The sequence below is a fragment of the Pseudomonas juntendi genome (genome assembly GCF_021560075.1).
Classification (GTDB): domain Bacteria; phylum Pseudomonadota; class Gammaproteobacteria; order Pseudomonadales; family Pseudomonadaceae; genus Aquipseudomonas; species Aquipseudomonas juntendi.
In genome coordinates this window covers 5,200,111-5,214,947 of the sequence record NZ_CP091088.1, presented here as the reverse complement: position 1 = coordinate 5,214,947, position 14,837 = coordinate 5,200,111, and the positions used below count along the sequence as shown (strand labels likewise).

Sequence of the window (14,837 nt, the reverse complement as noted above, 5' to 3'; positions counted from 1 at the left end):
CCTGAACTACGCTGACAGTCGCATCCCACAAACCATTTGTGCGCAAGCAAGGAGCCTGCATGACGTTGATACGTCCGCTGTCGGTCGTTTGCCTGGGGCTGCTGTGCATGCTCGCCGGGTGTAGTAAGGAAGAGGTGCCTGAAACATTGCCGCGGGTGGGCGTGCAGCAGGTTCAACCCACCGACTTCGCCGCCAGGGTCACCCTGACTGGCGATGTACAGGCGCGGGTGCAGACGGACCTGTCGTTCCGTGTGGGGGGCAAGATCATTTCGCGCAGCGTCGATGTGGGTGACCACGTCAAGGCCAACCAGGTGCTCGCACGCCTGGACCCGAAAGACCTGCAGAACAACGTGAATTCGGCCAAGGCCGAGGTGTTTGCCGCGCAGGCGCGGGTCACCCAGACCCGTGCGGCCTTCGTGCGCCAGCAAAAACTGCTGCCCAAGGGCTACACCAGCAAAAGCGAATACGATGCCGCCGAAGCGGCGCTGCGCAGCAACCAGAGCGCGCTCAAGGCGGCCCAGGCGCAACTGGCCAGTGCCAATGAACAACTCGGCTACACCGCGCTGGTCTCCGACGCCGCCGGGGTGATCACCGCGCGGCAGGCCGAAGTAGGCCAGGTGGTGCAGGCGACCATGCCGATCTTCAGCCTGGCCGTCGATGGCGACCGCGATGCCGTGTTCAATGTGTACGAATCCTTGCTGGTGGCACCGCCCGGCAACGCCGAAATACTCGTCCGCCTGCTGGACGACCCCAAGGTCCAGGCGCGCGGCGTGATCCGCGAAATCACGCCCACCGTGTCGGCGCAAAGCGGCACGGTACAGGTCAAGGTGGCCCTGAAGGATGTACCCGCCGAAATGCAGCTGGGCGCGCCGGTGACGGCCAGCACCAGTACCGTGGGGCGGCCGAGCATCGAGCTGCCGTGGTCGGCCTTGACCAAGGCCCTGCACGCACCTGCCGTGTGGGTGGTGGGTGAGGGTGACAAGGTCGAACTGCGCAAGGTCGAAGTCGGCCGCTACCTGACTGGCAAGGTGGTCATCGCCAGCGGCTTGCAGGCGGGCGAAACCGTGGTGGTCAACGGCAGCCAGCTGTTGCACCCCGGCATGCAGGTGGAGAAGGTGGATGCCAAACGCCCAGGGGGTGAGCTATGACACGGCTGCTGCTGATACTGTCAGCCGGCATGCTGCTGGCTGCCTGCGAGGGTGACGAGCAAGCCCCAGAGCCGATCCGGCCGGTGCTGTCGGTGAAGGTCGAGCCGCAGGTGCAGACGCAACTGGGCCGCTTCGCTGGCAATATCGAGGCACGCTTCGAGAGCACCTTGGGCTTCCGCGTAGCCGGGCGCATTGCCCGGCGTTGGCTGGACGTGGGAGCCCAGGTCAAGCCGGGCGATACCTTGGCCACCCTCGACCCCACCGACCAGCAGAACCAACTGCGTGCCGCCGAAGGCGACCTGGCCAGGGTGCAGGCGCAATGGATCAATGCCCAGGCCGATGCCCGTCGCCAGCAACAGCTGTACGACCGTGGGGTGGGTGCCCAGGCGCAGCTGGATGTCGCCCAGACCAACCTGAAAACCACCAGCGCGACGCTGGAGCAGGCGCGCGCCTCTGTCAGCCAGGCCCGTGACCAGCTCGGCTACAGCACCCTGCGTAGCGACCATGCAGCGGTCATCACGGCCTGGCAGGCCGAGGCCGGGCAGACGGTCACCGCCGGGCAGGCCGTGGTGACCCTGGCCCGGCCTGATGTGAAGGAGGCGGTGATCGACTTGCCGATCAGCCTGGCAGAGCAACTGGACAAAGGGCTGACATTCACCGTCGCTTCGCAACTCGACCCGACCATCAACACCACCGCTACCCTGCGCGAGCTGGAGCCGCAGGCCGATCCCACGACCCGTACCCGCCGTGCGCGCCTGACCTTGGCAAACACCCCGGCAGCCTTCCACCTGGGCACCGCGGTCAGTGTGACGCTGACCTCGCAAGTGTCGCCGCGCAGCGAGCTGCCCTTGAGTGCCTTGCTCGAACGCGACGGCAAGACCCAGGTGTGGGTCATCGACACCCGGCAGAAAACGGTCGGCACCCGTGACGTGACCCTGATCGACCGTACTTCCGACAGCATCGTCGTGGCCTCTGGCGTGCAGCCTGATGAACGTGTGGTGACTGCGGGCGTGAACAGCCTCAAGCCTGGCCAGAAGGTCGCTTTCGACGAGGATGCGCAATGAAAGGAAGCTTCAACCTGTCCGACTGGGCACTCAAGCATCAATCGTTCGTCTGGTACCTGATGTTCGTTGCCCTGTTGATGGGGATTTTTTCCTACTTCAACCTGGGCCGTGAAGAAGACCCGTCGTTCACCATCAAGACCATGGTCATCCAGACCCGATGGCCCGGTGCGACCCAGGACGAGACCCTGTACCAGGTCACCGACCGTATCGAGAAAAAGCTCGAAGAACTCGACTCGCTCGACTACACCAAGAGCTACACCCGGCCGGGCGAATCCACGGTCTACGTGTACCTGCGTGATACCACCAAGGCCGAGGATATCCCGCAAATCTGGTATCAGGTGCGCAAGAAGATCCAGGACATCCGTGGCCAGTTCCCTGCTGGCATCCAGGGGCCTGGGTTCAACGACGAGTTCGGCGATGTGTTCGGTTCGATCTATGCCTTCACCGCCGACGGCCTTACCCTGCGCCAGCTGCGTGACTATGTGGAGCAGGCCCGTGCAGAAGTGCGCGATGTACCCAATATCGGCAAGATCGAGTTCATCGGCACCCAGGATGAAGTGCTGTACCTGAACTTCTCCACCCGCAAGCTGGCCGCCCTGGGCATTGACCAGCGCCAGGTGATGCAGGCCCTGCAAGCGCAGAACGCGGTCACCCCGGCGGGGGTGATAGAGGCCGGACCAGAGCGCATCTCGGTGCGAACCTCCGGGCAGTTTGCCTCGGAAAAGGACCTGCAAACCGTCAACCTGAAGATCAATGACCGCTTCTTCCGCCTGGCCGATATCGCCGCTATCGAGCGCGGTTATGTCGACCCGCCTTCACCGATGTTCCGCTACAACGGCCAGACCGCCATTGGTCTGGCCATTGGCATGAAGGCCGGCGGCAACGTGCAGGCGTTCGGCGCCGCACTGAAAAAACGCATGGACCAGGTGACCCAGGACCTGCCGATAGGCGTTGGCGTGCATACCGTGTCGGACCAGGCCGTAGTCGTCAAGAAGGCGGTTGGCGGCTTCACCAGTGCGTTGTTCGAAGCGGTGGTGATCGTGCTGGCGGTAAGCTTTGTCAGCCTAGGCATGCGCGCGGGGCTGGTGGTGGCCTGCTCGATACCCTTGGTGCTGGCGATGGTGTTCGTGTTCATGGAATACAGCGGTATCACCATGCAGCGGATTTCGCTGGGCGCGCTGATCATTGCCCTGGGCTTGCTGGTGGACGATGCGATGATCACCGTGGAGGTCATGGTCACCCGGCTGGAAATGGGCGACAGCAAGGAGCAGGCGGCCACGTTCGCCTACACCTCCACGGCCTTCCCGATGCTTACCGGTACCCTGGTCACGGTGGCCGGCTTCGTGCCGATCGGCCTTAACGCCAGTTCTGCAGGCGAGTACACCTTCACCCTGTTCGCGGTAATCGCCGTGGCCTTGCTGGTGTCCTGGGTGGTGGCGGTGTTCTTCGCCCCGGTGCTGGGGGTGCACATCCTGAGCAGCAGCAAGGTCAAGGCTCACGAAGCCAAGCCTGGGCGCGTGGCCAGGGCGTTCGAGGGTGGGCTGCTGTGGTGCATGCGCCATCGCTGGCTGACCATCATCGGTACCATCCTGCTGTTTGCCCTGGCGCTGTTCAGCATGCGCTTCGTGCAGAACCAGTTCTTCCCCGCGTCGGACCGCCCGGAGATCCTGGTCGACCTGAACCTGCCGCAGAACGCTTCGATCGAGGAGACGCGCAAGGTGGTCGACCGCTTCGAGGCGCGCCTCAAGGACGACCCGGACCTGGTGCACTGGAGCACCTACATCGGCCAGGGCGCCGTGCGGTTCTACCTGCCGCTCGACCAGCAGTTGCAAAACCCGTATTACGCCCAGTTGGTGATTGTCAGCAAGGGCCTGGAAGAGCGCCAGGGCATGATCGAGCGTTTGCAGAAAATCCTGCATGAAGAGTTCGTCGGCATCGGCACCAACGTGCAATCGCTGGAAATGGGCCCGCCGGTGGGGCGGCCGATCCAGTACCGGGTCAGCGGCACCAGTATCGACGAGGTGCGCAAGCACGCCATCGACCTGGCGACCTTGCTCAACCAGAACCGCAACATAGGCGAGATGATCTACGACTGGAACGAGCCTGGCAAAGTACTGCGCGTGGACATTGCCCAGGACAAGGCGCGCCAGCTGGGGCTGTCGTCGGAAGATGTGGCCAACGTGATGAACAGCATCGTCAGCGGTGTGCAGATCACCCAGGTCAACGACAGCATCTACCTGATCGACGTGGTCGCGCGTGCCGAGGACAGCGAGCGTGGTTCGCCCGATACCCTGCAGAACCTGCAGATCCTGACCTCCAACGGCACCTCGATTCCGCTGCTGTCGTTTGCCACCGTGCGCTACGAGCTGGAGCAGCCACTAGTATGGCGGCGTGACCGCAAGCCAACCATCACCATCAAGGCCTCGGTCAACGGCGACATTCAACCCACCGACCTGGTGGCGCAACTGAAGCCGAAAATCGACGAGTTCGCCAGCAAACTGCCGGTAGGCTACGAAGTGGCCACGGGCGGTACCGTGGAGGAGAGTGGCAAGGCCCAAGGGCCGATCGCCAAGGTCATCCCGCTGATGCTGTTCCTCATGGCCACGTTCCTGATGATCCAGCTGCACAGCGTGCAGAAGCTGTTCCTGGTAATCAGCGTGGCGCCACTGGGGCTGATCGGCGTGGTGCTGGCGCTGGTGCCTACCGGTACGCCGATGGGCTTCGTGGCGATTCTCGGCATCCTGGCGCTGGTCGGTATCATCATCCGCAACTCGGTGATTCTGGTTACCCAGATCGATGAGTTCGAGGCGCAGGGCTATGCCCCTTGGGACGCGGTGGTGGAGGCCACCAACCACCGTCGCCGGCCGATCCTGCTGACGGCAGCCGCAGCGAGCCTGGGCATGATCCCGATTGCACGTGAAGTGTTCTGGGGGCCGATGGCCTACGCCATGATTGGCGGCATCATCAGTGCAACGCTGCTGACGCTGCTGTTCCTGCCGGCCTTGTACGTGGCCTGGTACAAAATCCGCGAGCCACAGAAGCAAAACTGAAGGCTCAAGGCTCTATCGCCGGCAAGCCAGCTCCCACAGGGGCCTCACAAAACTGAGAGGCAGTGACACGCCTGTGGGAGCCGGCTTGCCGGCGATAGGGCCCTCGAACCAGAAAAATAAAACGGTTATATAAAAATTCTTAAATAGTATTTTTAAGAATAAAAACCCCTCGCTACTATTGCCCTCAAGCCAGGCAATACCCCTTCAAATCCCCGCCCGGCATCTCACGCCAAGGAGAACGAGCATGAGTGCACCGCTGCGTAATATCGATGGTCAGGACGAAGCCAGCCTTTTGCGGGAGATCCAGAACGCCCTGCGCGACCTGCGCTTTGGCGCGGTGGAGATCACGGTGCATAACGCCCAGGTCGTGCAGATCGAGCGCAAGGAGAAGTTCCGTCTGCAACAGCCGGGAAACAAGGCCGGCTGAGCCCACACCCTTTCAAAACTAGAACAAGTGCCATCGGGAGCTTCACCATGTCCATCCGCCGTTATGCGCTCGCCGCTCTGGCCAGTGCCGTTTTTGCCGGTTCCGCCATCGCCAAGGATTACGAACTGCTGAACGTGTCATACGACCCCACCCGTGAGCTGTACCAGCAATACAACGCCGAGTTCATCCAGCATTGGCAGCAGGCGCACCCGGGCGACACGGTGAAGATCCAGCAATCCCACGGTGGCTCGGGCAAGCAGGGCCGGGCGGTGATCGACGGTCTGCGCGCTGACGTGGTGACCCTGGCGCTGGCCGGTGATATCGACGAAATCGCCAAGCTGGGCAAGAGCTTGCCGGAGAACTGGCAAACCCGCCTGCCGGACGCCAGCACCCCCTATACCTCGACCATCGTGTTCCTGGTGCGCAAGGGCAACCCGAAAGGCATCAAGGACTGGGGCGACCTGATCAAGAACGACGTGTCGGTGATTACCCCCAACCCGAAAACATCTGGCGGCGCACGTTGGAACTTCCTTGCCGCCTGGGCTTACGGCCTGAAGGCCGGCGGCAGTGAAGACAAGGCCAAGGCCTATGTGCAGGAACTGTTCAAGCATGTGCCGGTGCTGGATACCGGCGCGCGCGGCTCTACCATCACCTTCGTCAACAATGGCCAGGGCGATGTGTTGTTGGCCTGGGAAAACGAAGCGTTCCTGGCACTGAAGGAAGACGGCGGTGCCGACAAGTTCGAGATCGTCGTGCCGTCGCTGTCGATTCTCGCCGAGCCGCCGGTGGCGGTGGTGGACAAGAACGCCGAGAAGAAAGGCAATACCGAGATTGCCACCGAATACCTCAAGCACCTGTATAGCCCGGCCGGGCAGAAGATTGCCGCCGAGAACTTCTACCGCCCGCGTGATGAAAAGGTCGCGGCCGAGTTTGGCAAGCAGTTCCCGAAACTGGACCTGGTGACCATCGACAAGGACTTTGGTGGCTGGAAGACTGCACAACCGAAATTCTTCAATGATGGCGGTGTGTTCGACCAGATCTATCAGGCACAGTAACGGCGACGCGGTCTCTGTGGGAGCGGGCGTGCCCGCGAAGAATCCAGCGCGGTGGCCGGCACCGGCTACGCCGGTGTTCGCGGGCATGCCCGCTCCCACAAGGACCTCGCTTCAAAAGCCTGTACCGGCCCCGGATCGATACTGGGCCGAGTGCATTCAACCAGGGATATTTATGTCACGCCGCATTTCCCCCGTCATACCCGGCTTCGGGCTGACGCTGGGCTACACCTTGGTGTACCTCAGCCTGATCGTGCTGATACCGCTGGCGGCCATGTTCATCCATGCCTCGCAGCTGACCTTCGAGCAGTTCTGGAACATCATCAGTGCGCCGCGGGTAATCGCCGCGCTCAAACTGAGTTTCGGCACTGCCCTGTTCGCGGCCATCATCAATGGTGTGATTGGCACCCTGCTGGCCTGGGTGCTGGTGCGCTACACCTTCCCGGGGCGTAAGGTCATCGATGCGATGATCGACCTGCCGTTCGCCCTGCCCACGGCCGTTGCCGGTATTGCCCTGACCGCGCTTTACGCCCCCCAGGGCTGGGTCGGTCAGTTCGCCACCGACCTGGGCTTCAAGATCGCCTACACCCCACTGGGCATCACCCTGGCGCTGACGTTCGTCACCCTGCCGTTCGTGGTCCGCACCGTGCAGCCGGTTCTGGCCGACATCCCGCGTGAAGTGGAAGAGGCTGCGGCCTGCCTGGGTGCCAAGCCGCTGCAGGTGTTCCGCCACATCCTGGCGCCGGCCCTGCTGCCCGCCTGGCTGACCGGCTTTGCCCTGGCCTTCGCCCGTGGCGTGGGCGAGTACGGTTCGGTGATTTTCATTGCTGGCAACATGCCAATGAAGACCGAGATCCTGCCGCTGCTGATCATGGTCAAGCTCGACCAGTACGACTACACCGGGGCCACCGCCATTGGCGTGCTGATGCTGGTGGTTTCCTTCATCCTGCTGCTGCTGATCAACCTGCTGCAGCGCCGTATCGAAACCCCTTGAAGGAGGCCGGCATGTCCAGTTCATCCCTGAGTGCAAGCGCGGCCGCCAACGCCGCCCGCCGTGGTAGCGCCACTTCGCGGCGTATCCTGATCGGCCTTGGTTGGCTGGTGTTCGTGCTGTTTTTGCTGCTGCCCCTGGTCATTGTGGTATCGCAGGCGCTGAAGAACGGTTTTGGCACCTTCTTCGAGGCGATCCTCGAACCCGACGCCTTGTCGGCGCTGAAACTGACCCTGCTCGCCGTGGCCATCTCGGTGCCGCTGAACCTGGTGTTCGGGGTAAGCGCCGCCTGGTGCGTGAGCAAGTACACCTTCCGCGGCAAGAGCATCCTGGTCACCCTGATCGACCTGCCGTTCTCGGTGTCGCCGGTGATCGCCGGCCTGGTCTACGTGCTGATGTTCGGCGCGCAGGGCCTGTTCGGGCCGTGGCTGCAAGACCACGATATCCAGATCGTCTTCGCCCTGCCGGGCATCGTCCTGGCGACCATTTTCGTCACCGTACCGTTCGTGGCCCGTGAGCTGATCCCGCTGATGCAGGAGCAGGGCACGCAAGAGGAGGAGGCCGCGCGGCTGCTCGGCGCCAACGGTTGGCAGATGTTCTGGCACGTGACCCTGCCGAACATCAAGTGGGGGCTGATCTACGGCGTGGTGCTGTGTACTGCGCGGGCCATGGGCGAGTTTGGCGCGGTGTCGGTGGTGTCCGGCCACATTCGTGGCGTGACCAACACCCTGCCGCTGCACGTGGAAATTCTCTACAACGAGTACAACCACGTCGCAGCCTTCAGCGTGGCCAGCCTGTTGCTGATCCTGGCGCTCTTCATCCTGCTGCTCAAGCAGTGGAGCGAGAACCGTATTAACCGCCTGCGCCACGGCGCCGCGGAGGAATGACTCATGTCGATCGAAGTTCGTAACGTCAGCAAGCGCTTCAACAGCTTCCAGGCCCTGGACAACATCACCCTGGACATCAACAGCGGCGAGCTGGTGGCCTTGCTCGGCCCGTCCGGCTGCGGCAAGACCACCCTGCTGCGCATCATCGCCGGCCTGGAAACCCCGGACCAGGGCAACATCGTGTTCCATGGCGAGGACGTGTCGGGCCGCGACGTGCGCGACCGCAACGTGGGGTTCGTGTTCCAGCACTACGCACTGTTCCGCCACATGAGCGTGTTCGACAACGTGGCGTTCGGCCTGCGCATGAAGCCCAAGGGCGAGCGCCCTAGCGAAAGCAGGATCGCCGAGAAAGTGCATGAGCTGCTGAACATGGTGCAACTGGACTGGTTGTCCGACCGCTACCCTGAGCAGTTGTCGGGTGGCCAGCGCCAGCGCATCGCCCTGGCCCGGGCACTGGCGGTGGAGCCCAAGGTGCTGCTGCTGGATGAGCCGTTCGGTGCGTTGGATGCCAAGGTGCGCAAAGAGCTGCGCCGCTGGCTGGCGCGGCTGCACGAGGACATCAACCTGACCTCGGTATTCGTCACCCACGACCAGGAAGAAGCCATGGAGGTGGCAGACCGCATCGTGGTGATGAACAAAGGCGTGATCGAGCAGATCGGTTCGCCGGGCGAGGTGTATGAGCAACCGGCCAACGATTTCGTCTACCACTTCCTCGGTGACTCCAACCGCCTGGCGTTGAGCGAAGGGCACCATGTGCTGTTCCGGCCGCACGAGGTGTCTTTGTCGCGCCATGAAACCGAAGGCCACCATGCGGCCGAAGTGCGCGACATTCGGCCGTTGGGCGCGACTACCCGGGTGACCCTGAAGGTGGAAGGGCAGAGCGAGTTGATCGAAGCCGAAGTGGTCAAGGACCACGATAGCCTGACCGGCCTGGCGCGTGGGGAGACGCTGTTCTTCCGGCCGAAGGTTTGGCAGAAGGTGGCGGATATCTGAGTCGCGGTGGCTGATGCAAAGCCCGGGGTTGGTCCCGGGCTTTTTTGTACCTGTGAGATTGCCGCGGCTGCTTTGCAGCCCACCGCAACGCAACGCCAATACTGGTATTTTGGTTATTAATAAATAGCTTCTTATTCCTTTACGAATATAACCCCGTCTTTATACTGGCCTCCAAGCACGCAAACTTACTGGAGGCGTCCCATGCGCAATGAGTCGATTCGATACCTGATTGTGCCGGGCTGGCAAGGATCGCCAGACAACCACTGGCAAAGCCACTGGCAGCGCACCCTGCCCAACAGCGCGCGGGTCGAGCAGCATGACTGGTTGACCCCGCAACGCCAGGACTGGGTGCAGGCGCTGGAACAGGCGATTGCCGCCGAGCCCTCGCCAGTCATCCTGATCGCCCATAGCCTAGGCTGCATCACCGTCGCCCATTGGGCCGCGCAGGCCAGCCCGGCGTTGCTGCGGCGGGTGAGGGGGGCGTTGCTGGTGGCGCCTGCGGACGTCGAGCGGCCCGCCTGTGCGTCGGCCCTGCGCAACTTTGCGCCGATTCCGCTCGGGGTGTTGCCATTTCCCAGCCAGGTTGTCAGCTCGGACAACGACCCTGCCGTGAGCGTGCCGCGGGCGTTATACCTGGCCCAGGCCTGGGGTGCCGAAGCGGGGTTGCTGAGCAACGCCGGGCACATCAACGTCAAGTCCGGGCATGAGCGCTGGGAACAAGGCTTCGCCTACTTGTATCGCTTGCAAAGCCGGGTCGAGCAGCGCGCACTGCGCCGCGCCTGATTGGCCCCTGTACGCCCGGCCACCTCAGGCCTGGGGCGGGAGTTTCTTCATGACTTTTCAAAACCCGTTTGGCCAGCCGCTGCTGACCTTTCCTGAACTGGACAAAAGCCCCTTGAGCATCCGTGCCAAGGCATTGGTGTTCATCGACCCACGCTCGCAGCGGCTGCGCGATGAGCTTGAGCTCCTGGCGCCGCAACCCTTGCCGGTGCTGATTCGTGGCGAGACCGGTACCGGCAAGGAGCTGCTGGCGCGGCAAATCCACCGTACCAGCGACCGTAGCGGGCTGTTCGTGTCGGTCAACTGCGCGGCCATCAGCCCGACCTATGCCGACGCCGAGTTGTTCGGCTATAGCGCTGGCAGCCATGGCGGTACGGCCAGCAGCCGCGCCGGCTGGTTTGGCTCGGCCAACGGCGGCACGCTTTACCTGGACGAAATCGCCGACTTGCCGCTGGCCATCCAGGGCAAGCTGCTGGCAGCGCTGGAGAACCGTGAGGTGATGCGTGTTGGGGCGCAACAGCCACAGCCGGTGGATGTACGGCTGGTAGCCGCCAGCAGTATCGACTTGGCTCGGGTGGTGCGTGCCGGTCGCTTCCACGAGCGGCTCTACCACTACCTGCATGAAGGCGCGCTGGAGCTGCCGCCCTTGCGCGAGCGGCCAGGCGATATCCTGCCGTTGGCCGAGTATTTCGTGGGTATCTACAGTGCCCGGCTGCAGCGCCCGGTGCCCCTGGTGAGCGAGGCCGCGCAGCAGGTGCTGGAAGCCCACCCGTGGCCGGGCAATACCCGCGAGCTGGAGAATGTCATTCACTTTGCCCTGCTGGTAAATGATAGCGACGAGCTGTTGCCCCATGACCTCGACCTGCCAAGACCCCTGGCTAGCCATGGCTCATAAGCAAAACCCGTAGTGACTGTATTTTTTGGAATAACTAGCGAAATAAAAGATATTGTTACGGAATAAAAATTCTAGGTATTGTCCGCTTCACGCCCACTGGTGAAGCGGTTGGGCAGCCGATTCGCCATCGCCGATGGCCCAGATTCAGAATAAGGACCACCATGAAGAAGACCCTGCTGACCACCGCCCTGGCCGCCGCCCTCGCGTTTTCCGGCCTGGCCGCCGCTGCCGAGAAACTGGTGGTTGCCGCTACCCCGGTACCGCACGCCGAAATCCTCGAGCTGATCAAGCCTACCCTGGCCAAAGAAGGGGTGGACTTGCAGATCAAGGTCTTCACCGACTACGTGCAGCCGAACGTGCAGGTGGACCAGAAGCGCCTGGACGCCAACTACTTCCAGACGCTGCCTTACCTGAAGAGCTTCAACGAAGGCAAGGGCACCCACCTGGTAACCGTGGTGGGCGTGCACGTCGAGCCGTTCGGTGGCTATTCGAAGAAGGTCAAGAGCCTGAGCGAGCTGAAAGAGGGCGCCACCGTTGCCATTCCGAACGAAGGGAGCAACAGCGGGCGTGCTCTGATCCTGCTGCAGAAGGCCGGCCTGATCACCCTGAAGGACCCGAAGAACGCCCTGGCCACCCCCAAGGACATTGCCGAGAACCCGAAGAACCTGAAGTTCCGCGAGCTTGAGTCGGCCATGCTGCCACGCGTGCTGGACCAGGTGGACCTGGACATGATCAACACCAACTACGCCCTCGAAGCCGGCTTGAACCCGGCCAAGGATGCGCTGGTGATCGAAGGTGCCGACTCGCCGTACGTGAACTTCCTGGTCGCGCGCCCGGACAACAAGGACAGTGATGCCATGCAGAAACTGGCCAAGGCCCTGACCAGCCCGCAAGTGAAGGAATTCATCGCCAAGAAGTACCAGGGCGCCGTACTGCCGGCGTTCTGATCCGCCAGCAGTCAACGAAAAAACGCCGACCCCCATGTGTCGGCGTTTTTGCTTCCGGCCGCAGCGCCCCTACCAAAGCGCCATCTTGTAGGAGCGGCCTTGTGTCGCGATGGGCTGCAAAGCAGCCCCGGCAATCTCAAAGCGACATACCAACCAGAGCAATCACTGCGCCGGCACCAGCCTGAGCGTGCTCTGCGCCGGAATCACCCCCATCTGCGCCTTCTGATACCGCCCTTGCACATACCCCTCGGCCTGGTCTGCGTAATGCCGGTCGAAGGGCACGCCACTCTGCCCTACCGGGTTGCTGGTCAGCGCCTGCCCGGCATCGGCAAAGTCGATCAGCCGCCGCGTCGAGGGGCCGTAGGTGACCGGCCATGGCGCCGGGCCGATTTTCGCCGACAGGTTGTTCGGTACTTCATGTGTACCGGGGGCGGCGAATGGCCCAACGTTGAACAGCAGGTTCAGCGGCTTTTTCACCCCCAGGGGGTGGTTGTGGGTCAAGGTATGGGCCTTGCCCCACTGCCAGCGCGACGGGTCGTCGCCCAGGGTGTCGCGCAGGTGCTTCAGGCTGTTGTGCCATGCCGTACGCACCACTTGGGTCCTGTCGGTGCGCTGGCTGCCACCCCGGGTATTCCACCAGGGCGAATCGGCATCCGCCGCCAGCCGTGGCAAGGCCGCGTCGATGGCGCGGGTACTGATCAGTACCGGGAACCAGGTATCGCCCAGTTCATCATGCAGGGCCGAGTAGGCCAGCTCGTAAAGGAACTGGTTGAACAGGGTGGCGCTGGTCGAGTCCAGCGGGTAATCGCCCGCCCAGGCGGCCAGTTGTTCCACCAGTTCCTTTTCCTCATCACCTTCGGCTATGGCGCGCAGGGTCGCCAGCAGCGGGGCCAGCGTGCGCGGGCCATAGCCGCTGGTGGTGTCCAGCTGTAGCGCCTGGCTGTTCTGGGTGTCCCACTTCACCTCAGGGTTGGCCAGCTGGCGATCGAGCTGGCGGCCACGATCGGGCAGGTTGTAGTACCCCGGTATCGGCACCGCCGCCGGTGGTTGGTAATTGGCCGAGACGATATAGCCGCGGGCCGGGTTCTCCTGCTGCGGGTTGGCGCTGAAGGGGTAGAAACCGAGCTTGTCGGCCTGGCTGCTGGCGCCGTCGAGGATGAACGCCGGGTCGACGCCGGCTGGGCGTATCGGCAACTTCGCTGCCGCCCACCAGCCGATATCACCGCGGGCGTTGGCCCAGACAAAGTTCAGCCCCGGCGCATGGACCTTGGCTGTGGCTTCGCGCATCTTGCCCAGGGAGTCGGCGCGGTTGAGCTGGTAGAAACCCTCGAGGATCGGGTTTTCGGTTTCGAGAAACGCCCACCACAGGGCTACTGGCGTGGTGCCGGCGATATTGCCCAGTACATCGTTGACGATGGGGCCATGGGGCGAGCGACGCAGGTTGAGGGTGACTGGCGCTTCACCCTTTACCGCAATCTGCTGCTGGGTGGTTTCCAGTGTGTGCCACCGGCCATCGACCATGACCTGGTTGCTGTCGGCCGGGTTGGTGCGTTCGGCGATCAGGTCGACATCATCGTTCTGGAACATGGTCAGGCTCCAGCCGAAGTCGCGGTTGTGGCCGAGCAGGGCGAACGGGTTGAGCGCCTGAAAGTAGCCGTACAGGTTGAAGCCGGGTGCCGACAGTTCGGCCTCGTACCACACCGCCGGTACTGCAAAACTGATGTGCGGGTCGCCTGCCAGCAACGGCCTGCCACTGCGTGTGCGGCTACCGGCGACGGCCCAGGCATTGCTGCCCTCGAACTGCGGAATGCCGGCATCGCCCAGTGCTTCGTGGCTGAGCCGGGCCAGGCCTTCGAGGCTGCGCCAGTCGGCCGCCGCCAGCGGTTTGCCCAGGGCCCCCTCGGGCTGCCAGCCCAGGTCGAAAATGTTCAGGTAGTCAGGGCCCAACTGGTCGCGGATGTAGGTCAGCGCCGGTTCGGTGCGAAACGCTGCGGCAAAACTGTACGCCAGGTAGCCGGCGATACTCAGGGTGTCTTCGGCGGTGAACGGGCGTGGGGTGATACCGAGCAGGTCGAACTCCACCGGCTTGGGGTGGCTGGCCTGCCAGCGGTTGACCCCGTCGAGGTAGGCTTGCAAAGCCAGGGCGGCCGGCGATTGCGGGTCCTGGCGCCTGGCCATCAGGGCGGCTTGCTCGCGTATGCGCAGGCTGCGGAACAGCGTGTCGGTGGGCAGCAGCTTGTCGCCCAGCACCTCGGCCAGTTCGCCACGTGCCAGGCGGCGCATGATCTCCATTTGAAACAGCCGGTCCTGGGCATGCACATAGCCCAGCGCACGGTACAGGTCCGCCTCGTTCTGCGCTTGCAGGTGCGGCACCCCGCGGCTGTCGTAGCGCACGCTGACCGGCGCCTGCAGGCCGGCCATCGCCACTTCGCCTTCACGCTGTGGCAGCTTGCCCTGTGCATACCAGTAACCAGCGCCAGCGGCCACGGCAACAACCACGGCCAGTAGGGTCAGGCTGCGCTTCATGCAGACTCCTTGAGCAATCTACGAAAAAAAAGGGTCCGACCTTGGGTGGATGCGCGAACGAGCACTGCCCCAGGAAG

12 protein-coding genes are annotated in these 14,837 nt (G+C 63.2%); 11 read left to right on the top strand and 1 reads right to left on the bottom strand.

What is annotated here, in order from left to right; all coding sequences use genetic code 11:
* Positions 1 to 59 precede the first annotated feature (59 nt).
* From L1P09_RS24060 to L1P09_RS24010, 11 genes are all read left to right on the top strand, one after another.
* Positions 60 to 1,148 (top strand): efflux RND transporter periplasmic adaptor subunit, encoded by a 1,089-nt coding sequence (locus L1P09_RS24060; RefSeq protein ID WP_054905161.1) that lies wholly within the window; start codon positions 60 to 62, stop codon positions 1,146 to 1,148.
* Positions 1,145 to 2,212: an efflux RND transporter periplasmic adaptor subunit gene (locus L1P09_RS24055; RefSeq protein WP_235768216.1), complete on the top strand. Its 1,068-nt coding sequence runs from the start codon at positions 1,145 to 1,147 to the stop codon at positions 2,210 to 2,212. The genes L1P09_RS24060 and L1P09_RS24055 overlap by 4 nt, the downstream gene beginning before the upstream one ends.
* On the top strand, positions 2,209 to 5,262 hold the full coding sequence (locus L1P09_RS24050) for an efflux RND transporter permease subunit (RefSeq protein WP_235768215.1): 3,054 nt from the start codon (positions 2,209 to 2,211) through the stop codon (positions 5,260 to 5,262). Before L1P09_RS24055 ends, L1P09_RS24050 begins: the two co-directional genes overlap by 4 nt.
* A 244-nt stretch (positions 5,263 to 5,506) precedes the next feature.
* Positions 5,507 to 5,689 (top strand): sulfur starvation response protein OscA, encoded by a 183-nt coding sequence (gene oscA / locus L1P09_RS24045; RefSeq protein WP_009683706.1) that lies wholly within the window; start codon positions 5,507 to 5,509, stop codon positions 5,687 to 5,689.
* Between the two features lie 47 nt (positions 5,690 to 5,736).
* A complete protein-coding gene (locus tag L1P09_RS24040; protein ID WP_235768214.1) occupies positions 5,737 to 6,744 on the top strand; it encodes a sulfate ABC transporter substrate-binding protein in 1,008 nt (335 codons plus the stop codon).
* Between the two features lie 172 nt (positions 6,745 to 6,916).
* Positions 6,917 to 7,735, top strand: coding sequence for a sulfate ABC transporter permease subunit CysT (gene cysT, locus L1P09_RS24035; protein WP_009683704.1), 819 nt, complete (start codon positions 6,917 to 6,919; stop codon positions 7,733 to 7,735).
* 11 nt (positions 7,736 to 7,746) lie between these two features.
* Entirely contained in the window at positions 7,747 to 8,619 is an 873-nt protein-coding gene (cysW, locus tag L1P09_RS24030) for a sulfate ABC transporter permease subunit CysW (protein ID WP_009683703.1), read from the top strand.
* Between the two features lie 3 nt (positions 8,620 to 8,622).
* The gene (locus L1P09_RS24025) at positions 8,623 to 9,612 is read left to right on the top strand and encodes a sulfate/molybdate ABC transporter ATP-binding protein (RefSeq protein ID WP_009683702.1); all 990 of its coding nucleotides are present in this window, start codon (positions 8,623 to 8,625) and stop codon (positions 9,610 to 9,612) included.
* Between the two features lie 201 nt (positions 9,613 to 9,813).
* On the top strand, positions 9,814 to 10,395 hold the full coding sequence (locus L1P09_RS24020; protein ID WP_054905156.1) for an alpha/beta hydrolase: 582 nt from the start codon (positions 9,814 to 9,816) through the stop codon (positions 10,393 to 10,395).
* 49 nt (positions 10,396 to 10,444) lie between these two features.
* Entirely contained in the window at positions 10,445 to 11,287 is an 843-nt protein-coding gene (locus tag L1P09_RS24015; protein ID WP_054881744.1) for a sigma 54-interacting transcriptional regulator, read from the top strand.
* Positions 11,288 to 11,448: 161 nt separating this feature from the next.
* Positions 11,449 to 12,234, top strand: coding sequence for a MetQ/NlpA family ABC transporter substrate-binding protein (locus tag L1P09_RS24010; RefSeq protein WP_054905155.1), 786 nt, complete (start codon positions 11,449 to 11,451; stop codon positions 12,232 to 12,234).
* 162 nt (positions 12,235 to 12,396) lie between these two features.
* On the opposite strand, the gene L1P09_RS24005 is transcribed toward L1P09_RS24010, so the two are convergent.
* Entirely contained in the window at positions 12,397 to 14,760 is a 2,364-nt protein-coding gene (locus tag L1P09_RS24005) for a penicillin acylase family protein (protein ID WP_054905154.1), read from the bottom strand.
* Positions 14,761 to 14,837: the final 77 nt, after the last annotated feature.